Genomic DNA, 22,158 nt, shown 5'->3' on the forward strand with positions numbered 1-22,158 from the left:
CACCTTCGTCACCGCAGTCACCGCCGGCCGGTTCGGCACCGGCTGACCGGCCCGGCCCCCTCCCTCGGGAGGGGGCCGGGAGGGGCCACCCGGCCCGCTCGCCCACGTGCTTACTTACGCGCCTACTTGCCGAAGCCGAAGGAGTCGTTGCCCGCCACCTTGGCGCGCAGCTTGCGGCCCTTCTCGGTGGCCTGGTTGTTCAGCTCGGCCTGGAACTCGACCATCTTCTCGGCGAGTTCGGGGTCGAACGCGGCCAGCATCCGGACCGCGAGCAGGCCCGCGTTGCGCGCGCCCGCCACCGAGACGGTCGCCACCGGCACCCCGGCCGGCATCTGGACGATCGACAGCAGGCTGTCCATCCCGTCCAGGTAGCGCAGCGGCACCGGGACGCCGATCACCGGCAGCGGCGTCACCGAGGCCAGCATCCCCGGCAGGTGCGCGGCCCCGCCCGCCCCGGCGATGATCGCCTTCAGCCCGCGCCCGTGCGCCCGCTCGCCGTAGGCGACCATCTCGCGCGGCATCCGGTGCGCGGAGACCACGTCGACCTCGTACGGGATCTCGAACTCGTCCAGCGCCTGCGCGGCGGCCTCCATCACGGGCCAGTCGGAGTCGGAGCCCATCACGATGCCGACAAGGGGGGACTTGGTCATGGCGGTCCTTTCGTGGGTGCCCCGGCTTCGGCCCGGGGCGACGTGCGGTACGACGTGGTGTCAGTGGGGGGTTCTAACGTGTCAGCCGTGGTGACGGTGCACGTGAAGCGGGCGTTCAAGTACCGCTGCTATCCGAACGGGGAGCAGGCGGCGGAGTTGTCGCGGACGTTCGGTTGCGTGCGGCTGGTGTGGAACAGGGCGTTGGCGGCCCGCGTGGAGGCGTGGGAGCGGCGGCAGGAGCGGGTGGGGTACGGAGCGACGTCGGCGATGCTGACGGGTTGGAAGCGGACAGAGGAGCTGGCGTTCCTCAACGAGGTGTCGTGCGTGCCCCTGCAGCAGGCACTGCGTCACCTGCAGGCGGCGTTCACGAACTTCCTCACCCGACGGGCCGGGCACCCGCGGTTCAAGGCGAGGAAGAGGTCGCGGGACGCCGCCGAGTACACCCGTTCGGCGTTCCGCTACCGGGAGGGGCGATTGACACTGGCGAAGATGGCCGAGCCGCTGGACATCCGCTGGTCGCGACCGCTGCCCGAGGGGGCGGTTCCGTCCACGGTGACCGTTTCGCGTGATGCTGCAGGGCGCTGGTTCGTCTCGGTGCTGTGCGAGGACCCGACGGTTCGACACCTGCCCGTCCTCGACCGTGCTGTGGGTGTGGACCTGGGCGTCAGCGATCTGGTCGCGCTCTCCACCGGGGAGAAGGTCCGCAACCCCGGGCACGAGCGGCGCGAGCGCACACGCCTGGTCCGGGCACAACGGGAGCTGTCGCGGAAAGCCGCGGGTTCGGCGAACCGGGAGAAGGCCCGACGTAAGGTCGCCCGTGTTCATGCCCGGATCGCCGACCGGCGCCGGGACTTCCTGCACAAGCTGACCACTCGGCTCGTCCGTGAGAACCAAACGGTCGTGGTCGAGGGACTGTCGGTCCGCGATCTGCTCGGAAATCGCAGGCTCTCCCGGTCGATCGCCGACGCGGGCTGGGCCGAACTGCGGGCGATGCTCGCCTACAAGTGCGTCTGGTACGGCCGCGAACTGGTCACCGTCGACCGGTGGTTCCCCAGCTCGAAGCTCTGCTCGTCCTGTGGCGCCCGCCGCACCTGCCTGCCGCTGCACGTGCGCACGTGGGAGTGCGCCTGCGGCGCCGTCCACGACCGGGACGTCAACGCGGCACGCAACATCCTGGCCGCCGGACTGGCGGTTGCAGCCTGTGGAGACGGCGTAGGACCTCAACGGAGCACTCCGGGCGGGCAGTCGTCGGTGAAGCAGGAAGTCGTCCCACCGCCGCGCTCACGCGCGACGGCTCGGCCGCGAGGCTGAGGGGAACCCCCTCCGGCAGGAGGGGAGGGAAGTCACTCGGTGATCGTTCCTCGCAGGTAGGCGGCCGCGTGGCGGGCGCGCTCGCGGACGTCTTCGAGGTCGTCCCCGAAGACGTTGACGTGGCCGACCTTGCGGCCGGGCTTCACGTCCTTTCCGTACATGTGGATCTTGAGGCCGGGGTCGCGGGCCATGCAGTGCAGGAACGCCCGGTACATGTCGGGGTAGTCGCCGCCGAGGACGTTGACCATGACGGTCCACCTGGCGCGGGGGCGCGGGTCGCCGAGCGGGAGGTCGAGGACGGCCCGCAGGTGGTTCTCGAACTGGGAGGTGACGGCGCCGTCCTGGGACCAGTGGCCGGAGTTGTGCGGGCGCATGGCGAGTTCGTTGACCAGGATGCGGCCGTCGCGGGTCTGGAACAGCTCGACGGCGAGGTGGCCGGTGATGTCGAGCTCGCCGGCGATCCGCAGGGCGAGCTGCTGGGCCTCGTCGGAGAGGGCCGGGTCGAGGTCGGGCGCGGGGGCGGTGACCTCGGCGCAGATGCCGTTCTCCTGGACGGACTCGACCACCGGGTAGGCGACGGCCTGGCCGCTGGGCGAGCGCACCACGTTGGCGGCGAGTTCGCGCAGGAAGTCGACCTTCTCCTCGGCCAGCACGGGGACGCCGGCCAGGAAGGGGGCGGCGGCCTCGGTCTCGTCGGCGACGACCCAGACGCCCTTGCCGTCGTAGCCGCCGCGGACGGTCTTCAGCACGACGGGGTAGCCCTCGCCCTCTTCCGCGAAGGCGGTGACGTCGGCCGGGTCGGCGACCAGCCGGTGCCGGGGGCAGGGGACGCCGATGGAGTCGAGCCTGGCCCGCATGACGCCCTTGTCCTGGGCGTTGACCAGCGCGTCCGGGCCGGGGCGGACGGCGACGCCCTCGGCCTGGAGGGTGCGCAGGTGCTCGGTGGGCACGTGCTCGTGGTCGAAGGTGATCACGTCGCAGTCGGCGGCGAAGGCCCGCAGCGTGTCGAGGTCGCGGTAGTCGCCGAGCACGGTGGTGCCGACCACCTGCGCGGCCGACTCCTGGGGGGTGTCGGCGAGGAGTTTGAAGCGGATGCCCAGCGGGATGCCCGCCTGGTGCATCATGCGGGCGAGCTGCCCGCCGCCGATGACTCCGACCACTGGAAAGTTCGCATTGCCCGCTACAGTCACGCGCTCCAGGATATCCGGGCCGGTCGGAGGGCTCGGCACCGGCGGGCGCCGGAGCGCGCCGGGGGTGCCCCGGCGGGCGGCGGACGGGGTGCGGCGGCGTGCGCCGGAGCGCGGCGGACGGGGTGCTCCGGGGGCGGGGGCGTGCTCTCAGGGATTGCCGGTAGCCTGGTGGGCCGGATCGTAGAACACCACTTATCCGATCATGTGAAGCATACGGAGACAGCCCGGATGACGAGCAGCACCGAGACGCGTCCCCCGTTCACCCAGCGGATGCGCGGCCTGTCCCTGGAGGCGATCGGCTTCGCCGTCATCGGCGCCACCGGCGTGGTGGTCAACTTCGGGCTGTTCTGGGTCCTCACCAACGGCTTCGGCCTGGCCTCGCTGCGCTCCAACATCGCCGCGACGCTGGTGGCGATCGCCACCAACTACCTGGGCTACCGGTACTGGCTGTACCGGGACCGCGACGCCGCCTCCCGCAAGCGGGAGATCACCCTCTTCCTGGTGTTCAGCGGCATCGGCATGCTGATCGAGACCGGCACCCTGGGCTTCACCCAGTACGTGCTGGGCCTGGACACCCCGTTCGAGAAGCTGGGCGGCAAGCTGCTGGGCCTGGTGGTGGCCACCGTGTTCCGCTTCGTCTCCTACCGGACCTGGGTGTTCAAGGCGATGCCGGAGCTGGAGGAGCCCGCCGTGGTGCAGGAGGCCGAGCTGCTGCTGGCCGCCCCGCCGAGCCGCACCCTGGCGAACTGAGCCCGCCCGCCCTCCGTCCCCGCCGCCCCGCCCTCACTCGCCCCCGTGGGCGAGGAACAGCGCGAACACCGGCGGTCGCAGCGACAGCAGTTCGAGGCGGCCGCCGTCGGCCTCGGCGAGGTCCCGGGCGACGGCCAGCCCGATGCCGGTGGAGTTGCGGCCGCTGACCGCCCGCTCGAAGACCCGGTTGCCCAGTTCGCGCGGGACGCCCGCGCCCTCGTCCTGGACCTCGGCGACCACCGAGCTGCCGGAGCGGCGCACCCGCAGGGTGATGGTGCCGGCGCCGTGCATCAGCGAGTTCTCGATCAGGGTGGCGAGCACCTGGGCGACGGTGCCGGGGGTGCCGATCACCCGGGCGTCGCGCAGGCCCTCGATGACCAGCCGCCGCCCGCCGTCGCGCAGGGTGGGCCCCCACTCCTCGACCTGCTGCTTGATCACCTCGTCGAGCCCGAAGGTCACCGCGGTGGGGCTGTTGGGGTCGCGCTGGTTGGTGAGCAGCCGCTGCACCACGTCGGTGAGCCGCTCGACCTGCTGGAGGCCGATCGCGGCCTCCTCCCGGACGGTGCCGGGGTCCTCGGCGAGCGCGGTGATCTCCTCCAGCCGCATCGAGAGCGCGGTGAGGGGGGTGCGCAGCTGGTGCGAGGCGTCGGCGGCGAGGCGGCGCTCGGCGGTGAGCATCCGGGCGATCCGCTCGGCGCTGGTGTCCAGCACCTCGGCGATCCGGTCGAGTTCGGGCACGCCGTAGCGGCGGCCCTGCGGGCGGGGGTCGCCGGAGCCCAGCCGCTCGGCGGTCTCGGCGAGCTCGGTGAGCGGCCGGGCCAGCCGCTTGGCCTGCCAGACGGCGAGCGCCACGGCGGCCTGCACGGCGAGCAGCGCGACCACGCCGAGCAGCAGCAGCATGTTGCCGATCTCGTGGTCGAGCGCGGTGCGGGACTGCGCGGCGGTGACGGTCTCCCCGCTGCCGCCGGTCTCGGTGGCGGTCAGCGCGTCGCCCTCGACGGGACGGCCGAGGGCGATCTGCCGCTGTCCCGGGATGTCCACGGTGACGTAGTACTCGTCGGTGACGACGGCGGCGAACTTCTCGCCGCTGACCGGCTCGCCCGCGGCGAGCCGGCTCTCGACCAGCCCGAGCACCCGGACCGCCACCGCGTCCACCCGGTCGTTGGCGGCGTTGACGATCGACTGCTTCTCGATCAGGGCCAGCGGCACGCAGAACACCGCGACCACCACCAGGACCACGCCCAGCAGCGAGTTGATCATCCTGCGCTTCACGCCGGGCGGTCCTTCGGTCGGTCCTTCTCGGACTCTTCTCGGAAGTCTTCTCGGAAGCCTTCCCGGGCGGTCAGTTCTTCTCGAAGCGGAAGCCCACGCCCCGCACGGTGGCGATGTAGCGCGGGTTCGCGGCGTCGTCGCCGAGCTTCTTGCGCAGCCAGGAGATGTGCATGTCCAGGGTCTTGGTGGAGGTCCACCAGGTGGTGTCCCAGACCTGGCGCATGATCTCCTCGCGGGTGACGACCCGTCCGGCGTCCCGCACCAGCACCCGCAGCAGCTCGAACTCCTTGGCGGAGAGCGTGAGTTCCTCCTCGCCGAGCCAGGCGCGGTGCGACTCGATGTCGATCTTCACGCCGTGCGCGCCGGTGGTCAGCTGGTCCACGTTGCCGCGCCGGAGCAGGGCCCGGACCCGGGCCAGCAGTTCGGCCAGCCGGAACGGCTTGGTGACGTAGTCGTCGGCGCCGGCGTCCAGGCCGACCACGGTGTCCACCTCGTCGGCGCGGGCGGTGAGCACCAGGACCGGGAAGCTCTTGCCGTCGGCGCGCAGCCGTCGGCACACCTCCAGGCCGTCCATCTCGGGGAGCCCGAGGTCGAGCACGATCAGGTCGACGTCCTCGCTGAGGCCGGCGCCCAGCGCGGCCGGTCCGTCCTCGCGGACGAGCACCTCGTAGCCCTCGCGGCGCAGGGCGCGGGCCAGCGGTTCGGAGATTGCCGGGTCGTCCTCGGCCAGCAGCACACAGGTCATAGGGGGATGGTAGACCGCGCGGAGGCCGCCGATCAGAGGGTCTCCGGCCGTCCCGGCACGCCCGGGCCGGGCGCTGTGAACACTGTCACAGCCGGTGATCACCGGCATTCCACGGGCCCCTCCGGCGACAACTGCGCTTTAACGGACATTCTTCGCACGACCCTTGGGATCACAGGCAATTCTTCGCCCGAGGCATCAAAATGCACGGTGCATGGCCGCCAGACTTTACCTTCCGCATACCATTCACGCTCCGCAGTCACCCGAACTCGCGACTTACTGTGGTGGGGAACCCGAGAAAACAGGCAAGGAATCAGCATGGCTTCGACCACCCTGGAGACCGAGGCACGGCCCTCTCCCCCCTCGGGGCGGACCTTCCTCGGCCACCCCCGCGGCCTGGCCACCCTCTTCATGACCGAGACCTGGGAGCGCTTCAGCTTCTACGGCATGCGCGCGCTGCTGCTGGTCTACATGACCGCGACCCACGCCGACGGCGGCCTGGAGAAGGGCATCGCCCTCAGCACCGCGGTGGTCTCGGTCTACAGCGCCATGGTCTACCTGCTCGCGGTGCCCGGCGGCTGGATCGCCGACCGGCTGCTCGGCGCCCGGCGCACCGTCGCCCTCGGCGGACTGATCATCATGGTCGGGCACTTCATGCTCGCCGTGCCCAGCGAGGTGTTCTTCTTCGCCGGCCTGGTCCCGATCGCGATCGGTTCCGGCCTGCTGAAGGCCAACATCTCCACGATGGTCGGCCAGCTCTACGACAAGGACGACGACGCGCGCCGCGACGGCGGCTTCACCATCTTCTACATGGGCATCAACCTCGGCAGCTTCCTGGCGCCGCTGGTGATCGGCACCGTGGGCCAGCAGGTGAACTGGCACCTGGGCTTCGCGCTCGCGGGCGTCGGCATGGCGCTCGGCCTGATCCAGTACCTGCTGGGCACCCGCCACCTCAGCCCGCGCTCGGACGTCGTCGCCTCGCCGCTGCCCCGCACCGAGGGCCTGGCGCTGCTGCGCAAGGCGGCGCTCTGGCTGGCCGCCGCCGCCGTGTTCTACGGCGTGGTCGCGGTCAGCGGGCACTTCACCGTCTCCTGGGTGCTCTGGCCGCTGTCGCTGATCGGCCTGGCCGCCCCCGTCCTGGTGTTCGCCCGGATCCGCCGCGACCCGGAGCTGACCCGGCCGGAGCGGTCCCGGGTGGGCGGCTACCTGTGGTTCTTCCTGGCCGCCGCCGTGTTCTGGATGATCTACGACCAGTCCGGCTCGACCCTGAGCGTGTTCGCCGATCAGAACACCGCCGGGAGCCTGTTCGGCTTCTCCTTCCCCTCCAGCTGGTTCCAGTCGCTGAACCCGCTGTACATCATGGCGCTGGCCCCGGTCTTCGCCTGGCTGTGGAACGCCGCCGCCCGGCGCGGGCGCAACCCCTCCACCACCGCGAAGTTCGCCTTCGGCCTGCTGATGATCGGCGCGTCCTTCCTGGTGATGATGCTGGCGATGGCCGCGGCCTCCGGCGGCGTCAAGGTCTCCCCGCTCTGGCTGGCCGTGGTCTACCTGGTCCAGACCGTCGGTGAGCTGACCCTCTCCCCGGTCGGCCTGTCCGTCACCACCAAGCTGGCGCCCGCCAAGTACGCCAGCCAGATGATGGGCGTCTGGTTCCTCGCCGTCACCGCGGGCGACTGCGTGGCCGCCGTCGCCCAGCTGCTGCTGGGTGACGACGTGGTCGGCTCGACCTGGTACTTCGCCGTCCAGGGCCTGCTGGCGATCGCGGCGGGCGCCGGCCTGTTCGCCGCCCGCCGCCGGATCGGCACGCTGCTGGGCGACGGGCGCTGACGCCGCGCGTCAGACCTTCCTGACCCCGCCCTGCCACACCGCGGCGGTCAGCGGGACGCCCGGCCGGTACGCCAGGTGGACGTGCGAGGGCGCGTCCAGCAGGTGCAGGTCGGCCCGGGCCCCGGGGGCGATCCGGCCCACGTCGGGGCGGCGCAGCGCGAGCGCGCCGCCCGCGGTGGCGGCGTGCACCGCCTCGTCGGGGGTCAGGCCCATCTCGCGGACGGCGACGGCCACGCAGAACGGCATCGAGCTGGTGAAGCTGGAGCCCGGGTTGCAGTCGGTGGACAGCGCGACGGCGGCGCCCGCGTCCAGCAGCCGCCGGGCGTCCGGGTAGGGCGCCCGGGTGGAGAACTCGGCGCCCGGCAGCAGCGTGGCGACGGTCTCGCTCCCGGCCAGCGCGGCGACGTCCGCGTCGGTCAGGTGGGTGCAGTGGTCGGCGGAGGCGGCGCCCAGCTCCACCGCCAGCTGCACGCCGGGGCCGTGGCCCAGCTGGTTGGCGTGCACCCTGGGCCGCAGTCCCTGCGCCATCCCGGCGGTCAGCACCGCCCGGGCCTGGTCGCCGTCGAACGCGCCGCGCTCGCAGAACACGTCGACCCAGCGGGCGTACGGCGCGCAGGCGGCCAGCATCTCGCCGGTCACCAGCTCGACGTACCCGGCCGGGTCGTCGGCGTACTCGGGGGCCACCACGTGCGCCCCCAGGTAGGTGGTCTCGGCGGTGTGCCCGGCGGCGATCCGCAGGGCCCGCGCCTCGTCCTCGGTGCTCAGCCCGTAGCCGGACTTCACCTCGACGGTGGTGGTGCCCTGGCGCAGCATCTCCGCCAGGTAGCGGGTCAGGTTGGCGTTCAGCTCGGCGTCCGAGGCGGCCCGGGTCGCGGCGACGGTGGTCCGGATGCCGCCCGCGCCGTACGGCAGGCCCGACATCCGGGCGCTGAACTCGGCGGTGCGGTCGCCCGCGAACAGCAGGTGCGCGTGGCTGTCCACGAACCCGGGCAGCAGCGCCCGTCCGCCCGCGTCGGTGTGCTCGTCGGCGGCGGGCGCGTCCGCGTCCGGGCCCACCCAGGCGACGCGGTCGCCGTCCACCACCACGGCGGCGTCGGCCAGCAGTCCGAGCGGGCCCGCGCCGAGGGCGGGGTCGTTGGTGACCAGCGAACCGATGTTGCTGATGAGCAGGCTCATGGGGGTCCGTTCCTTGATCGGTCGTGCTTCCGGGGGCGGGCCGTCACCGCAGGGCGCCGACGGCCGCCGCGAGGGCGCGCCCGGTCTCCGGGACGAGCTGGTGCACCCCGTCCCTGACCACGTGCCGGCCGCCGACCACCAGGTGGCGGACGTCGGCCGCGCCCGCCGCGAAGACCGCGGTCTCGGCGCCGAGCAGGGGCGGCGGCCCGGCGGTGCGGACCGAGTCGAGGGCGATCACGCAGAAGTCGGCGAGCGCACCGGCCTCCAGGCGCCCGGCCTCGGGCCAGCCGAGCGAGGCGTGGCCGTCCGCGCCGCCCGCCCGGAGCAGGTCGGCCGCCGTCCAGTGGCCGCGGGTGCGGGTGCGCAGGCGCTCGTCGAGCTCCAGGGCGCGGGCCTCCTCGAACGGGTCGATCACGGCGTGGCTGTCGGAGCCGAGCGTGACCGGGCAGCCGGCCGAGGCGAGCCGCCGGGCGGGACCGATGCCGTCGGCGAGGTCCCGTTCGGTGGTGGGGCACATGCAGATCGTGGTGCCGGACTCGGCGAGCAGCCGGACGTCCTGGTCGGTGAGGTGGGTGGCGTGCACGGCGGAGGTGCGCGGGCCGAGGACGCCGTGGTCGGCGAGCAGCCGGGTGGGGGTGACGCCGTGGGCGGCCAGGCAGGCGTCGTTCTCGGCGGTCTGCTCGGAGAGGTGGACGTGCAGCGGGGCGCCGCGGGTCGCGGCCCACCGCGCGACGGTGCCCAACTGCTCGGCGGGCACCGCCCGGACGCTGTGCACGGCGGCGCCGATCCGGGCGTGCCCGGCGCCCTTCAGCGCGTCGGCGCGCTCGGCCCAGGCGTCGGCGTCCCCGTCGGAGAAGCGCAGTTGGGGACCGGTCGGCGCGGCGCCGAAGCCGGACGACAGGTAGCAGGTGTCGAGCAGGGTGATCCGGATGCCGGCCCGGGCGGCGGCCTCGACCAGCGCCGCGCCCATCGCGTTCGGGTCGGCGTACCGGGCGCCGCCGGGCGCGTGGTGCAGGTAGTGGAACTCGCCGACGGCGGTGATCCCGGCGAGCGCCATCTCGGCGTACACGGCGGTGGCGAGCGCCAGGTAGCGGTCGGGGTCGAGCGCGGCGGCGACCCGGTACATGGTGTCGCGCCAGGTCCAGAACGTCCCGGAGCCGACCTGGACGGTGGAGCGCAGCGCCCGGTGGAAGGCGTGCGAGTGGGCGTTGGCCTGCCCGGGCAGCGCGAGCCCGGCCAGCCGGACCGCCCCGGCCGGGCAGGGGCCGCTGCCGTGGACGACCTCGGCGATCCGGCCGTCCGCGCCGACGGTGATCAGCACCTCCGGCTGGACGGCCGGGCCGCCGGGGTGCGGCAGCCAGGCGTGCTCGGCCCAGTACGTCACGACGGCCGGCATGCGAGGTCCTCCAGTACGTCGGCCAGGGCGGCGACCCCGGCGTGGCAGTCGGCGCGCTCGGCGTGCTCGGCCGGGGAGTGCGAGACACCGCTGGGGTTGCGCACGAACAGCATGGCGGTCGGGACGGCGGACGCCAGGATTCCGGCGTCGTGTCCCGCGCCGGTCGGCAGCACCGGGGCGTCCAGGCGGGCGGCGAGGCGGTCGCGCAGCGGGGCGTCGAAGTCCACCACGGGGGTGTACGACTCGCGGGTCAGCTCGACCCGGACGCCGTCGCGGGCGCCGCGTTCGGCGGCGGCCTGCTCGATCGCCCCGACCACCTGGTGCAGGGTGCGCTCGTCGGGGGCCCGGGAGTCCAGCCAGCCGCGGACCAGCGAGGCGATCGCGTTGGTGCCGTTGGGTTCGACGGCGACCTTGCCGAAGGTGGCGAGCGCCCCGGCGAGCCGGGCCTTCTTGCGGGCGGCGAGCACGGTGGTGGCGTAGGTGAGCATCGGGTCGCGACGGTCGGCGAGCAGGGTGGTGCCGGCGTGGTTGGCCTCGCCGTGGAAGTCGAACCGCCACCGCCCGTGCGGCCAGATCGCCCCGGCCACCCCGACCGGCCGCCGCTCGGTCAGGCAGCGGCCCTGCTCGACGTGGAGTTCGACGAACGCGCCGATCCGGCCCAGCAGTTCGGGGTCGGCGCCGATCAGCGCCGGGTCGTGCCCGGCCCGCTCCATGGCGTCGGGCAGCCGCACCCCGTCGGCGTCGCGCAGCGCGTACGCGGCCTCCCGGTCGAGCAGGCCGGTGGCCAGCCGGGAGCCGACGCAGGCGACGCCGAACCGGGCGCCCTCCTCGTCCGCGAAGTTGGCGATGCCCAGCGGGCGGGTCAACTCCCTCCCCTTCTCGACCAGTCGGTCGAACGCGGCGAAGGCGGAGACCACCCCGAGCGGGCCGTCGTAGGCGCCGCCGTCGGGGACGGAGTCCAGGTGCGAGCCGGTGACCACGGCGTTCCCGGCGGCCGGGTCCCCGTGCCAGGCCCACTGGTTGCCGTTGCGGTCGGTCCCGTACGCCAGGCCGCGGGTCCGGGCCTGCTGCTCGAACCAGGCCCGGCACTCGGCGTCGGCGGAGTTCCAGGCGTGCCGCCGGTAGCCGCCGGTGGCGGCGGAGCGGCCCACCGGGAGCAGCTCCGCCCACATCGCGTCGAAGCTCACAGCTCGTTCATGGGGACGCGCACCCCGCGCTCCGCCGCGACCTCGTCCGCCCGGTCGTAGCCCGCGTCGACGTGCCGGATGACGCCCATGCCGGGGTCGTTGGTCAGCACCCGGCGGATCTTCTCGCCGGCCAGCGCGGTGCCGTCGGCGACGGTGACCTGCCCGGCGTGGATCGAGCGGCCGATGCCGACGCCGCCGCCGTGGTGGACGGAGACCCAGGAGGCGCCGGAGGCGACGTTGACCATGGCGTTGAGCAGCGGCCAGTCGGCGATCGCGTCCGAGCCGTCGAGCATCGCCTCGGTCTCCCGGTAGGGGGAGGCCACCGAGCCGCAGTCCAGGTGGTCGCGGCCGATCACGATCGGCGCGGACAGCTCGCCGGAGGCCACCATGTCGTTGAACCGCTCGCCGGCCTTGTCGCGCTCGCCGTAGCCGAGCCAGCAGATCCGCGCGGGCAGGCCCTGGAAGTGGACCTTCTCCTGGGCCATGGTGATCCAGCGGTGCAGCGACTCGTTCTCCGGGAACAGGTCGAGGACGGCCCGGTCGGTCTTGTGGATGTCCTGCGGGTCGCCGGAGAGCGCGGCCCAGCGGAACGGGCCCTTCCCCTCGCAGAACAGCGGCCGGATGTACGCGGGGACGAAGCCGGGGAAGGCGAACGCCCGGTCGTAACCGGCGAGTTGGGCCTCGCCGCGGATCGAGTTGCCGTAGTCGAAGACCTCCGCGCCGCGGTCCTGGAAGCCGACCATCGCCTCCACGTGCCGGGCCATCGACTCCCGGGCCCGGGTGGTGAACTCGGCGGGCTTCTCGGCCGCGTAGGCCGCCATGTCCTCGAAGGCGACGCCGGTGGGCAGGTAGGCGAGCGGGTCGTGGGCACTGGTCTGGTCGGTGACGATGTCGATCGGGGCGTCCGCGGCGAGCAGCTGCGGCAGCAGGTCGGCGGCGTTGCCGAGCAGGCCGATCGAGAGCGGCTGCCGCCTGTCGCGGGCCTCGACGGCCAGCTGGAGCGCGTGGTCGACGCCGGTCGCCTCGACGTCGAGGTAGCGGTGCTCGATTCGGCGGGCGATCCGGGACGGGTCGCAGTCGATGCAGATCGCCACGCCGCCGTTCATGGTGACGGCCAGCGGCTGGGCGCCGCCCATGCCGCCGAGCCCGGCGGTGAGGGTGACGGTGCCCGCCAGGGTGCCGCCGAAGCGCTTGTTCGCCACCGCGGCGAAGGTCTCGTAGGTGCCCTGGAGGATGCCCTGGGTGCCGATGTAGATCCACGAACCGGCGGTCATCTGGCCGTACATGGTGAGGCCGAGCGACTCCAGGCGGCGGAACTCCTCCCAGTTCGCCCAGTCGCCGACCAGGTTGGAGTTGGCGATCAGAACCCGCGGCGCCCACTCGTGGGTCTGCATCACGCCGACCGGGCGGCCGGACTGCACCAGCATGGTCTCGTCCTGCTTGAGGTCCCGCAGGGTCCGCACCATCGCGTCGAAGGAGCGCCAGTCCCGGGCCGCCTTGCCGGTGCCGCCGTAGACCACCAGCTTGGACGGGTGCTCGGCGACCTCCGGGTCCAGGTTGTTCATCAGCATCCGCAGGGCGGCCTCCTGCTGCCAGCCCCGCGTGCTCAGCCCGGTGCCCCGCGCCGCGCGGACCTCGCGCGGGCCGTTCGCCTGCTCTGCCATGGACCAGCCTCCTTGCCGGATGGAATTCATTCACGATGAACGCGACTGAATATATCCAAACAGCACCGGCCCGACCAGAGTCCCGCCCCACACCTTCCGAGCCGAACCAGCCGCCCCTAAGTATTAACAGAAGCGCACGCACTCCAATGCGCTTGCACTTGCATGCCCTCTCGCCCTACGGTGAACACAGTCGCCTGACGGAGATCGGTTCGCGGGGCGCCTCACCACCGGCGTGTTCACGGACCGGGCGCGCCCAGAAAAGGCAGTGCCCCGGGTGGCATGCTCAGCAGAGGCGGACCCGGGGCTTACCCCACCAGGTTAGCAGTAGCCATCGATGGCGCAAGAGCGATCGGACCTGGGAGGGCCCCGCAGTGACTTACGATCTGCCCCGGTGGATGAGTGACGCGCTGTCCGAGCAGCGGCTCGCCGGTTACGTGGAGACCGCCCGGGGCGACGTGGGTCGGGCCATGCGGCTCTACTGGTGGAACGCGGAGGTCTCGGGTGCGTTCCTCGGTCCCTTGCAGTGCCTCGAAGTCACCTTGCGCAACGCCGTGCACAATCAGCTCACTTCGGCGTTCGGACGGTCCGACTGGTGGGAGGCCGTGCTCCTCAACCCCTACGGTCGGAGCCGGGTGGCAAATGCGCGCGACAAGCGTCGGCGACGGAGCAGGGTGGCCGTCAGCGCCGACGGCATCGTGTCCGAGCTGCCGTTCGGGTTCTGGGTGTCCCTCCTCAGCGCGGGCGACTCCTATGACCGGCGGCTGTGGGTGCCGCACCTCCACCGGGCGTTCCCCCACTACTCGGGCCGCCGGGACTCGCTCCACCACGAGTTCGACGAGATCCGCGAGTTCCGGAACCGGATCTCGCACCATGAACCGATCCACCGGCAGCCCCTCGCGGCCGACCGCGAGAAGATCTACCGCCTGCTCGGCCACCTGAATCCAGAGATGGCCGCGGAGGCCCAAAGCATGGATCGTGTTCCCGAGATCCTGGACGCGTACGAGGAGACCTGTGCTGGCGTACGCCTGCCGCGTTTCTGAGCCGGCCCCGCCAATGGAGAGAACAGAATGACCGATCCGTCCGGTACTGGGCCGCTGTTGTCCCGCTCCGCCATCGCCGACCGTGCCGGCGTGGAGCGGCCCGCGGTGACGAACTGGCAGCGCCGCTACCCCGACTACCCGAAGCCGATCCGGGTTGGCGCGGAGGAGTTGTTTTCGGCCGTCGAGGTGCACCGCTGGCTCTCCACCCGGGTGATCCCCCGCAGCAGTCTCCGCCCCGAGGAGGTCCACGGCACCACGTTCGGCGACCGGTTCGCAGCAGCCTCCCGAACCGACCCCGACCCGGCCCTCGCACGACGGACCATCGACAAGTTGCTGCTGGGAAAGGTCGGCGACCGGTTCGGCTCAGTCCTCATGTTCTCCGACTACTCGATGCTCCTCCAGGAGTTGCTGCACCTACGGACCGATGAGAACGCGTGGAAGGAGCTCCGGCAGCGCGAACACATGCTCGCCCGGCTGATCGACGACCTGATCGCCAGGTCCCCCGGCGGCCGGAACCACCGTCTTTCGTTCCTCTCGCACTGTCCGGATCAGGACCTCGGTTACGTGATCCGGCTGATCAATGAGCTCTCACCCGAACAGGACGTCCCTTTGGCATTCGACATCCTGTTGGACCGGACGGCCGAACTTCACGGTCGGCGCGGCAGTGAGGTCTTCACACCGTCGTCCGTACGCGAGGCCATGCTCGCCGTACTCGCGCAGGGTCCGGCACCCGCCAGCCTGTACGACCCGTACTGCCGGTCGGGCGAATTGCTGGTCGATGCCGCCGGGCTGCTCAAAAGCGGCCCGACCGTCCACGGTGCGACGTCCAGAGCCGGCGATGCCAGGACGAGCGAACTCAACCTGGCAGTCCATGCCGTACCCGCCTCGGTACTGGTCGACCCCAGGCTTCCGGGAGTGGAAGTCCGACATCAGTACGACATGGTGCTCACCAATCCTCCGTTCGGCATGCGGGCGGACGGGGCCCCCATGTCGGCCGATCGGCACTGGCCGTTCGGGGTGCCGACCGGCTGGCTCGACCTAGCCTGGGTCCAACATGTGGTGATGTCCCTGTCCGACAGCGGGCGGGGAGCCGTGGTCATGCCCTCCGGTGCTGCTTTTCGCGGTGGGAGGGAGCAGGAGATCAGGGCGGCCCTGGTCGAATCCGGGGCGGTCGAATGCATCGTCTCGTTGCCCGGCAACCTATTCGCCTCGACCGGCGTCCCCGTCACGATCTGGTTCCTGCGGTCTCCTCGTCCGAACGAGCTGGAAGGCATCCTCATGATCGATGCCACCGAACTCGGCACCCGTTCCGCCGGTAGGAACAGTCTGGACCGGGCCGCCGTGGCGGCGATCGCTTCGGCCTACCGATCCTGGCACGCCGATCGCCGGCACACGGACATCAGCCTGCACTTGGACCTCGAAGAACTCCGCGCCACCGACTACGCACTGCTACCCACCCGCTACCTGTCCACCGGCCCCCGGCCGCCGACCTCCGAGACCTCGGTCGACGACCTGCTCCGCCGCCTGGACGCATTGGGAAGCCGTGCCGAACAGGTCGACCGGGAGCTCGCCAAAGCCTTGAAAGGGTGGGCACGATGACCAGCTGGGCCATGGTCCGGCTGGAGGACGTCAGCACCCTCCAGCCGGGATTCGCAAGACGCCGCCACTCGGCCGAGACCGTGTCGGACGGCATCCCCCTGGTCCGCCCACCGGACATCGGCGCGCACGGCGAAATCAACGGGGCGCCGGAGTGGCAGGTGGCGGAGTCCGCCGCGCTGGAACGTTACCGCCTGGAGGTCGACGATATCCTCTGCATCCGAACCGGCCGCCCGGGAGCGACCGCCGTGGTGACAGAACTCCAGAGCGGGTGGCTCTACAGCGACACCCTGTTCCGCATCCGGGCCAGATCCGGAATCGATCCACGCTATCTGGCCCACTACCTGGCCAGCCCTTCCGCCCAGCAGCAGATCGCCATGCGGGCTCACGGCACCACAGGCATCCGGAGCATCACGGGGCGCGATCTCGCCGGACTGCACCTGCCGTTGGCCGGTCCGGACGAGCAGCGGGAGATCGTCGCGGTCATGAACGCCGTCACCGAGAAGATCGCGGTGCACCGGCAGATCGTCGAGACGGCCACCGAACTGCGCACCGCAATGGCGACCCGGCTGTTCGCCGCCGAAGCGGATTCCGGATCCACGAGCGGTCGGGCGGGCACGGCGTTCACCGAGGCTCGGCGCTGAGCGCCGACATCCGCACTGCCGGACGGCCGTCAGGCGGCCTCGTCGCCGTCCCAGTCGATGCCGATCTCGGCCAGCCAGCGGCGGTCGGCCGCGTCGGGTTCGGGGTTCGGCTGGCCGGGGCGGGTCGGGGGGCGCGGGATGTGCTGGACCGGGCCGACGCCGTAGCGGGCGGCGGCGGCCTCGGCGGCGGGGTCACCGGGTTCCAGGACGCCGATGTGGACGGCCTCCTCGTCGCCGGGGTCGAGGACGGTCAGTTCGGGGTGCGGCGGGCGGCGCAGGGCGATGCGGCGGCCGCAGAGCGGGCAGGACCATTCGTCGGCCCCGGAACCGAGCCGTCCGGTGAGTCTCATCTGGTGGATCGGCGGTGGCATTGGACTTCCCCCGTCCAAGCTGTCTTTCTCCCTGTCCGGAGAGATGCCCGCCCACCACCCCTCGTCAACCCGACGAGAAGGTGTCATTCGGCAAACAAAGGGTGTCAGTCCAGGAAGAGTTGACGGGCCGTCGCGGACTGCTCGATGGCCTCCAGCCGGGCTTCGGCGCCCGGCAGTTCGTCGCACATGGCCTGGAGCAGGACCCGGCCGAGCATCATCGGCGCGCACGCGGTGTCGAAGACCAGGCCGGTGCCGACGGCGGCGGGCAGCAGCGCGTCGGAGAGCTTGGCGACCGGCGCGAACGCCGAGTCGGCGACGGTGAGCACGGTCAGGCCGCACTCCCGGGCCACCGCGAGGGCGTCCATCAGCTCGCGCGGGTAGCGCGGCAGGGCGAAGCAGAGCAGCGCGGTGGCCCCGGCGGCGGCGGCCTGCTCCAGCCGGTCGGCGAGCATCGAGCCGCCCTCGTCGAGCAGCCGGACGTCGGGGTGCACCTTGCCGGCGAAGTACGCGAAGCCGCGGGCCTGCGCGGAGGCGGCCCGCAGGCCGAGCACCGGCAGCGGGCGGGAGGCGGCCAGCACCCGGGCGGCCCGGACGATCGGGGCCGGGTCGGCGAGCAGTTCGGCGAGGTGGCGCAGGTGCTCGATCTCGGCCAGGACGGCCTGCTGGTGCTCGTTGCGCACCACGTCGTGGTGGCTCTCGGGGGTGCCCGGTTCGCCGACGCCGAGTTCGCGCAGCTGCTTGCGCAGCGCCGGGTAGCCGTCGTAGCCGAGCGCGACCGCGAACCTGGTCACCGACGGCTGGCTGACCCCGGCGAGTTCGGCGACCTCGACGCTGGACAGGAACGGCGCCTCGGCGGCGTGCCGGACCAGCGAGTGGGCGATCCGGCGCTGGGTGGGGGTCAGCCGGTGGCCCTCGAAGAGGTGGAGCAGCCGGGCGGAGGGGCCGGCGGCGGTGCCGGTCTCGTCCAGGGCGGTCATGTGCGGTACCTCCACGCTCGGTCGGGCGGTCGCCGGTGGCTTCGACGGTGGGACGACTGTGGCGCAGTCCCGGCAGGTGGGCAATCGCGTTTCGACTGGCGGGACGGGCGGGTCCGGAGGCCGGTGGGCCGGTTCCGGTGGGTGCGCCCGCCCGTCCCGCCAGGGGTCGGGGCAGGGGTCAGGCGAGCGGTCCGGTGACCCGTTCGACCGCCGCCAGCAGCGCGCCGGAGGCGACCAGGTCGGCGGCGGCCTCCAGGTCCGGCGAGAGGAAGCGGTCCCGGCCCGGGCCGCCGACCCCGGCCGCGCGGGCGGCGGCGACCGCGGCGGCGGTCGCCGGGGCGAGCACGCCCGACTGCTCGGCGGCCTGCTCCCGGATCTCCAACGCCCGTGCGGCGGCGACGAGTTCCACCGCCAGGACGCGGCCGAGGTTGGCCACCGACCGGCGCAGCTTGCGGGCCGCGGACCAGCCCATCGAGACGTGGTCCTCCTGCATCGCCGAGGACGGGATGGAGTCCACCGAGGCGGGCACCGCGAGCCGCTTGTTCTCGCTGACCAGCGCGGCCTGGGTGTACTGGGCGATCATCAGGCCGGAGTCGACGCCGGGGTCGTCGGCCAGGAAGGCGGGCAGGCCGTGCGAGCGGGCCTTGTCCAGCAGCCGGTCGGTGCGCCGCTCGGCGATCGAGGCCAGGTCGGCGGCGGCGATCGCCAGGAAGTCGAGCACGTAGCCGACCGGCGCGCCGTGGAAGTTGCCGTTCGACTCGACCCGGCCGTCCGGGAGCACCACCGGGTTGTCCACCGAGGCGGCCAGCTCCCGTTCGGCGACCAGCGCGGCGTGCGCCAGGGTGTCCCGGCCGGCGCCGGCCACCTGGGGGGCGCAGCGGATCGAGTACGCGTCCTGGACCCGCGGCGCGTCGTCCTGGTGGTGGCCGGTCAGCCCGGAGCCGCGCAGCACCGCCAGCATGTTGGCGGCGGAGGCGGCCTGCCCGGGGTGCGGGCGGATCGGGGCGTGCAGCTCGGGGGCGAGCACCTTGTCGGTGCCCAGCAGCGCCTCCAGCGACATCGCGGCGGTGACGTCGGCGGTGGTGTAGAGGCGGCGCAGGTCGGCCAGCGCCATCACCAGCATGCCGAGCATGCCGTCGGTGCCGTTGATGAGGGCCAGGCCCTCCTTCTCCAGCAGTTCGACGGGGGTGATCCCGGCGGCGGCCAGCAGCTCGGCGGCGGGCCGCTCCACCCCGTCCGGGCCGAACGCGGTGCCCTCGCCCATCAGCACCAGCGCGCAGTGCGAGAGCGGCGCGAGGTCGCCGGAGCAGCCCAGCGAGCCGAACTCGCGCACCGCCGGGGTGATGCCCGCGTTCAGCAGCGCGGCCATCGTCTCGGCGACCAGCGGGCGCACGCCCGTCCGGCCGGAGGCCAGCGTCTTCATCCGCAGGAACACCAGCGCCCGGACCACCTCGGTCTCCACCACCGGTCCCATGCCCGCCGCGTGCGAGCGCACCAGCGAACGCTGCAACTGGGCCCGCAGCTCGGGGCTGATGTGCCGCACCGCCAGCGCGCCGAAGCCGGTCGAGACCCCGTACACCGGACGCGGCTCGGCGGCCAGCGCGTCGATCCGGGCCCGGGCCCCGGCCATCTCGGCGAGCGCGTCCGGCCCGATCTCCACCCGGGCCCCGCCGCGGGCGACGGCGAGGACGTCCTCGGCGCTGACGTCGGCCTTGCCGACCCGGACGACGACACTGTGCATATCCATATGCACAATCTCATCAGGTGAATGGAGATGTGACAAGCACGGTCGCGGACCGCCTCGCTATCCTTCGCACACACGGGCGACCGGAGGGGCGGCGATGGGCACCGACAACGGCAGGCTGATGGTCAGGGTGCCGAAGCAGGGCCGCGGGAAGTTCCGGGTCTACACCGGCCGCACCGTCCTCGACTGGGCCCGGCCCGGCGGCAACACCCCGTTCGTGCTGCCGCCCGGCACCCACCGCGTCCAGGTCCGGCGGGGGCTCGACCGCTCCAACACCGTGACCGTGGACGTCCCGGCCGCCGGGCGGGTGCAGGTGGAGGTCCGCGGCACCTGGGCCGGACCGGCCGTCCTGCTGGCGGGGCCGGCGGCCCTGCCGCTCACGAGCCGCCTCGGGTTCGACGGTTCGCCCTGGTCGTTGCTCGCCTGGCTCCCGCTGCTCCTCGCCCTCCTCCTCCCCGGCACCGGACTCAGGCTGCGTGTCGTCGAACCCTGACGGGTGGTTGACTGGCCCGCGGAGGTGCGAGACGGATGGCACGGGCGACGGAACGACGGCGGGTGGTGCGGCTGCGCGGGGACGAGCGCTCCGCGCGGCCGGACAGCCTGGCGGCGGAGGAGCCGCTGGAGATCCGGATCGGCGGCGAGGCGCTCACCGTCACGATGCGCACCCCGGGGCACGACTTCGACCTGGTCGCCGGGTTCCTGGTCGGCGAGGGCCTGGTCGGGGCCACCGAGGAGCTGGCCGCCCTGCGCTACTGCGCAGGGACGGACGCGGACGGCGCCAACACGTACAACGTCGTCGACGCCGCCGTCCGCGGCGCCCGCCCCGCGCTCTCCGCCCACCGCAACCTGCTCACCACCAGCGCCTGCGGCCTGTGCGGCCGGGACACCGTGGACGCCGTCCGGACCCGCTCGCGCTGGGACGTCTCCACCGACCCGCTCCGGGTGCCCGCGGCGCTGCTCTACGACCTGCCCGAGCGGCTGCGCGCCGCCCAGCGCGCCTTCGACAGCACCGGCGGGCTGCACGCCGCGGGCCTGTTCGCCCCGGACGGGACGCTGCTGTGCGTGCGCGAGGACGTCGGCCGGCACAACGCCGTGGACAAGGTGGTCGGCTGGGCGCTGCGCGAGGGGCGGCTCCCGCTGACCGGCCACCTGCTGCTGGTCTCCGGCCGGGCCTCCTTCGAGCTGACCCAGAAGGCCGCGCTGGCCGGCCTCCCGCTGCTGGCCGCCGTCTCGGCCCCCTCCTCGCTCGCCGTCGACCTGGCCGAGGAGCTCGGCCTCACCCTGGTCGGCTTCCTGCGCGAGCGCACCGCGAACGTCTACACCCGCCCCGACCGGATCGGGTAGCGGCACCGGGTCGGCGCGCCCGTCGGCGCGGGGCGACCGCCGGGCCGGGGCCGTTCACCGGGTCAGGGCGGTGACCAGCAGGGTGAGGCCGGCGATCAGGACCGCGACCCGGGCGTAGTGGTAGCGGTCCCAGCGGTCGCTCTGCTCCCGCCAGTCCGCGGGGCGGTTCTCCGGGGTCCAGCTCTTGCTCCGGTTGTTGATCGGGACGAGCAGCAGGATTGACATGACCACGCTCAGGGCCAGCAGGGCGGCGCCGGTGACGACCAGCCCGGTGCCGGGGTGGTGCCGCCCGGCGACGGCCCAGCCGACCGCGAGGACGAGCGAGCCGATGTACCAGAACGGCATCAGGGCCCCGAGCATCCGGCCGCCGTGGGCGCGGCCGAGCTGGTAGCCGTCCTCGGGCAGCGCGCCGAGGATGCGGTTGACCACGAAGGCGACCGAGAACTCCACCCCCACCAACAGGCCGACGACCACGACGGTGAAGACCTCGAGTGCGTTGAGCATGATGACCCCTCCTGGAATCTAGCGCCGCTAGCAGATGAAGTGATGCTAGTGCTGCTGCCGCTTGCTTGTCTAGCAGTGCTAGAATCGGGTCATGTCGGTACAGGAACGCAAGGAACGCGAACGGGCCGGGCGCGAGCGCCTCATCGTGGCCACCGCCCGCGAACTCGCCGAGCAGCAGGGCTGGGACGCCGTCACCACCCGCCGGCTCGCCGAACGCATCGAGTACAGCCAGCCCGTCCTCTACAGCCACTTCCGCGGCAAGCGCGAGATCATCGGCGCCGTCGCCCTCCAGGGCTCCACCGAGCTGGCCGCCGCGCTACGGGCCGCCACCGCCGCCGCGGACGGCCCCCGGGCCCGGGTGCGCGCCCTGGCCCGCGCCTACCTGGGCTTCGCCGCGGACAACCCGGCGGTCTACGACGCCGTCTTCCAGCTCGACGGCGGCCTCGCCTACGCGCGGGAGGACACCCCGGAGCCGCTCAAGGACGCCTTCGCCGCCCTGGTGGAGACCCTCGCCGAGGTCGCCGGGGAGGGCGTCCACCCGGGGCTGTTCACCGAGACCTTCTGGGCCGCCCTGCACGGGCTGGCCACCCTCTCCCGGGCCGGCCGGCTCCCCGCGCCGGACGCCGAGCAGCGGCTGGAGCTGCTGGTGGACCGGCTGGCCGTCCTCCGGGAGGACGTCTAGTAGTGCTTCGTTACGTTGGGTGATCTTGCCTGTTGGTGGGCATTCTTCGGGTGTGAAGCTGGGGGATGTGGAGCGGCTCCGTGGTGAGTTG

The 22,158-nt window shown here is 72.7% G+C and carries 21 protein-coding genes; 9 read left to right on the top strand and 12 right to left on the bottom strand.

From position 1 onward, the window contains the following. Positions 1–122 precede the first annotated feature (122 nt). Positions 123–650 carry a 5-(carboxyamino)imidazole ribonucleotide mutase gene (gene purE, locus ACIP60_RS36920; RefSeq protein WP_400693572.1) on the bottom strand — a complete coding sequence of 176 codons (528 nt, stop codon included), beginning with the start codon at positions 648–650 and terminating at the stop codon, positions 123–125. A 90-nt stretch (positions 651–740) separates the two neighbouring features. Between purE and ACIP60_RS36925 the strand changes: the two genes are divergently transcribed. Then, on the top strand, positions 741–1,961 hold the full coding sequence (locus tag ACIP60_RS36925) for an RNA-guided endonuclease InsQ/TnpB family protein (RefSeq protein WP_400693625.1): 1,221 nt from the start codon (positions 741–743) through the stop codon (positions 1,959–1,961). Between the two features lie 32 nt (positions 1,962–1,993). On the opposite strand, the gene ACIP60_RS36930 is transcribed toward ACIP60_RS36925, so the two are convergent. Continuing rightward, the gene (locus ACIP60_RS36930) at positions 1,994–3,151 is read right to left on the bottom strand and encodes a 5-(carboxyamino)imidazole ribonucleotide synthase (protein ID WP_100837983.1); all 1,158 of its coding nucleotides are present in this window, start codon (positions 3,149–3,151) and stop codon (positions 1,994–1,996) included. A gap of 228 nt (positions 3,152–3,379) precedes the next feature. On the opposite strand from ACIP60_RS36930, the gene ACIP60_RS36935 reads away from it, so the two are divergent. Then, positions 3,380–3,901, top strand: coding sequence for a GtrA family protein (locus ACIP60_RS36935; RefSeq protein WP_400693576.1), 522 nt, complete (start codon positions 3,380–3,382; stop codon positions 3,899–3,901). Between the two features lie 33 nt (positions 3,902–3,934). On the opposite strand, the gene ACIP60_RS36940 is transcribed toward ACIP60_RS36935, so the two are convergent. Beyond that, positions 3,935–5,173, bottom strand: a complete 1,239-nt coding sequence (locus tag ACIP60_RS36940) for an ATP-binding protein (RefSeq protein WP_100837981.1) — start codon at positions 5,171–5,173, stop codon at positions 3,935–3,937. Between the two features lie 70 nt (positions 5,174–5,243). Beyond that, positions 5,244–5,918, bottom strand: coding sequence for a response regulator transcription factor (locus ACIP60_RS36945; RefSeq protein ID WP_014136090.1), 675 nt, complete (start codon positions 5,916–5,918; stop codon positions 5,244–5,246). Between the two features lie 315 nt (positions 5,919–6,233). On the opposite strand from ACIP60_RS36945, the gene ACIP60_RS36950 reads away from it, so the two are divergent. Then, positions 6,234–7,742, top strand: a complete 1,509-nt coding sequence (locus tag ACIP60_RS36950; RefSeq protein WP_400693580.1) for a peptide MFS transporter — start codon at positions 6,234–6,236, stop codon at positions 7,740–7,742. 9 nt (positions 7,743–7,751) lie between these two features. Here ACIP60_RS36950 and hutI read toward each other — a convergent pair whose 3' ends face one another. The 4 genes from hutI to hutU are packed head-to-tail and all read right to left on the bottom strand — an operon-like array spanning position 7,752 to position 13,165. Continuing rightward, positions 7,752–8,918 (bottom strand): imidazolonepropionase, encoded by a 1,167-nt coding sequence (gene hutI, locus ACIP60_RS36955; RefSeq protein ID WP_400693583.1) that lies wholly within the window; start codon positions 8,916–8,918, stop codon positions 7,752–7,754. Positions 8,919–8,961: 43 nt separating this feature from the next. Continuing rightward, the gene (locus ACIP60_RS36960) at positions 8,962–10,314 is read right to left on the bottom strand and encodes a formimidoylglutamate deiminase (protein ID WP_400693586.1); all 1,353 of its coding nucleotides are present in this window, start codon (positions 10,312–10,314) and stop codon (positions 8,962–8,964) included. Further along, complete coding sequence (locus ACIP60_RS36965) at positions 10,299–11,486, bottom strand: allantoate amidohydrolase (protein WP_400693628.1); 1,188 nt, start codon at positions 11,484–11,486, stop codon at positions 10,299–10,301. The genes ACIP60_RS36960 and ACIP60_RS36965 overlap by 16 nt, the downstream gene beginning before the upstream one ends. A gap of 11 nt (positions 11,487–11,497) precedes the next feature. Then, complete coding sequence (gene hutU / locus ACIP60_RS36970) at positions 11,498–13,165, bottom strand: urocanate hydratase (RefSeq protein ID WP_400693589.1); 1,668 nt, start codon at positions 13,163–13,165, stop codon at positions 11,498–11,500. A 371-nt stretch (positions 13,166–13,536) separates the two neighbouring features. Here hutU and ACIP60_RS36975 point away from each other — a divergent pair, with 371 nt between their 5' ends. Genes ACIP60_RS36975 through ACIP60_RS36985 form a run of 3 tightly spaced genes read left to right on the top strand, consistent with a single transcriptional unit; the run spans position 13,537 to position 16,445 of the window. Continuing rightward, positions 13,537–14,205, top strand: coding sequence for a hypothetical protein (locus tag ACIP60_RS36975; RefSeq protein ID WP_400693592.1), 669 nt, complete (start codon positions 13,537–13,539; stop codon positions 14,203–14,205). 27 nt (positions 14,206–14,232) lie between these two features. After that, entirely contained in the window at positions 14,233–15,804 is a 1,572-nt protein-coding gene (locus ACIP60_RS36980) for an N-6 DNA methylase (protein ID WP_400693595.1), read from the top strand. Further along, complete coding sequence (locus ACIP60_RS36985; RefSeq protein ID WP_400693597.1) at positions 15,801–16,445, top strand: restriction endonuclease subunit S; 645 nt, start codon at positions 15,801–15,803, stop codon at positions 16,443–16,445. The genes ACIP60_RS36980 and ACIP60_RS36985 overlap by 4 nt, the downstream gene beginning before the upstream one ends. Before the next feature lie 29 nt (positions 16,446–16,474). Here the strand turns inward: ACIP60_RS36985 and ACIP60_RS36990 are convergent, their stop codons facing one another. The 3 genes from ACIP60_RS36990 to hutH all read right to left on the bottom strand — a co-directional run bounded on the left by ACIP60_RS36990 (position 16,475) and on the right by hutH (position 19,534). Next, the gene (locus ACIP60_RS36990) at positions 16,475–16,816 is read right to left on the bottom strand and encodes a hypothetical protein (RefSeq protein ID WP_100837976.1); all 342 of its coding nucleotides are present in this window, start codon (positions 16,814–16,816) and stop codon (positions 16,475–16,477) included. Between the two features lie 104 nt (positions 16,817–16,920). Further along, positions 16,921–17,793 (bottom strand): MurR/RpiR family transcriptional regulator, encoded by an 873-nt coding sequence (locus ACIP60_RS36995; RefSeq protein WP_400693601.1) that lies wholly within the window; start codon positions 17,791–17,793, stop codon positions 16,921–16,923. A gap of 178 nt (positions 17,794–17,971) precedes the next feature. Continuing rightward, on the bottom strand, positions 17,972–19,534 hold the full coding sequence (hutH, locus tag ACIP60_RS37000; protein ID WP_400693631.1) for a histidine ammonia-lyase: 1,563 nt from the start codon (positions 19,532–19,534) through the stop codon (positions 17,972–17,974). 100 nt (positions 19,535–19,634) lie between these two features. Here hutH and ACIP60_RS37005 point away from each other — a divergent pair, with 100 nt between their 5' ends. Both ACIP60_RS37005 and fdhD read left to right on the top strand, forming a co-directional pair. Then, positions 19,635–20,030, top strand: a complete 396-nt coding sequence (locus ACIP60_RS37005; protein ID WP_400693604.1) for a hypothetical protein — start codon at positions 19,635–19,637, stop codon at positions 20,028–20,030. 35 nt (positions 20,031–20,065) lie between these two features. Next, entirely contained in the window at positions 20,066–20,881 is an 816-nt protein-coding gene (fdhD, locus tag ACIP60_RS37010; protein WP_400693607.1) for a formate dehydrogenase accessory sulfurtransferase FdhD, read from the top strand. A gap of 54 nt (positions 20,882–20,935) precedes the next feature. Here the strand turns inward: fdhD and ACIP60_RS37015 are convergent, their stop codons facing one another. Beyond that, positions 20,936–21,385, bottom strand: coding sequence for an anthrone oxygenase family protein (locus ACIP60_RS37015; RefSeq protein WP_400693610.1), 450 nt, complete (start codon positions 21,383–21,385; stop codon positions 20,936–20,938). Between the two features lie 91 nt (positions 21,386–21,476). Here ACIP60_RS37015 and ACIP60_RS37020 point away from each other — a divergent pair, with 91 nt between their 5' ends. Then, positions 21,477–22,067, top strand: coding sequence for a TetR/AcrR family transcriptional regulator (locus tag ACIP60_RS37020; protein ID WP_400693613.1), 591 nt, complete (start codon positions 21,477–21,479; stop codon positions 22,065–22,067). Positions 22,068–22,158 lie beyond the last annotated feature (91 nt).

This window comes from Kitasatospora sp. NPDC088783 (genome assembly GCF_044750705.1).
Lineage (GTDB): Bacteria > Actinomycetota > Actinomycetes > Streptomycetales > Streptomycetaceae > Kitasatospora > Kitasatospora fiedleri.

Bases quoted from the DNA above. Each gene is read 5' to 3' on its own strand.
- hutU (WP_400693589.1), bottom strand. From the start codon at position 13,165: ATGGCAGAGCAGGCGAACGGCCCGCGCGAGGTCCGCGCGGCGCGGGGC.
- ACIP60_RS36990 (WP_100837976.1), bottom strand. From the start codon at position 16,816: ATGCCACCGCCGATCCACCAGATGAGACTCACCGGACGGCTCGGTTCC.
- ACIP60_RS36965 (WP_400693628.1), bottom strand. From the start codon at position 11,486: ATGTGGGCGGAGCTGCTCCCGGTGGGCCGCTCCGCCGCCACCGGCGGC.
- ACIP60_RS37005 (WP_400693604.1), top strand. From the start codon at position 19,635: ATGGGCACCGACAACGGCAGGCTGATGGTCAGGGTGCCGAAGCAGGGC.
- ACIP60_RS36980 (WP_400693595.1), top strand. From the start codon at position 14,233: ATGACCGATCCGTCCGGTACTGGGCCGCTGTTGTCCCGCTCCGCCATC.
- ACIP60_RS36945 (WP_014136090.1), bottom strand. From the start codon at position 5,918: ATGACCTGTGTGCTGCTGGCCGAGGACGACCCGGCAATCTCCGAACCG.
- ACIP60_RS36995 (WP_400693601.1), bottom strand. From the start codon at position 17,793: ATGACCGCCCTGGACGAGACCGGCACCGCCGCCGGCCCCTCCGCCCGG.
- ACIP60_RS36985 (WP_400693597.1), top strand. From the start codon at position 15,801: ATGACCAGCTGGGCCATGGTCCGGCTGGAGGACGTCAGCACCCTCCAG.
- fdhD (WP_400693607.1), top strand. From the start codon at position 20,066: ATGGCACGGGCGACGGAACGACGGCGGGTGGTGCGGCTGCGCGGGGAC.
- purE (WP_400693572.1), bottom strand. From the start codon at position 650: ATGACCAAGTCCCCCCTTGTCGGCATCGTGATGGGCTCCGACTCCGAC.
- hutI (WP_400693583.1), bottom strand. From the start codon at position 8,918: ATGAGCCTGCTCATCAGCAACATCGGTTCGCTGGTCACCAACGACCCC.
- hutH (WP_400693631.1), bottom strand. From the start codon at position 19,534: ATGCACAGTGTCGTCGTCCGGGTCGGCAAGGCCGACGTCAGCGCCGAG.
- ACIP60_RS36950 (WP_400693580.1), top strand. From the start codon at position 6,234: ATGGCTTCGACCACCCTGGAGACCGAGGCACGGCCCTCTCCCCCCTCG.
- ACIP60_RS36960 (WP_400693586.1), bottom strand. From the start codon at position 10,314: ATGCCGGCCGTCGTGACGTACTGGGCCGAGCACGCCTGGCTGCCGCAC.
- ACIP60_RS36935 (WP_400693576.1), top strand. From the start codon at position 3,380: ATGACGAGCAGCACCGAGACGCGTCCCCCGTTCACCCAGCGGATGCGC.
- ACIP60_RS37015 (WP_400693610.1), bottom strand. From the start codon at position 21,385: ATGCTCAACGCACTCGAGGTCTTCACCGTCGTGGTCGTCGGCCTGTTG.
- ACIP60_RS37020 (WP_400693613.1), top strand. From the start codon at position 21,477: ATGTCGGTACAGGAACGCAAGGAACGCGAACGGGCCGGGCGCGAGCGC.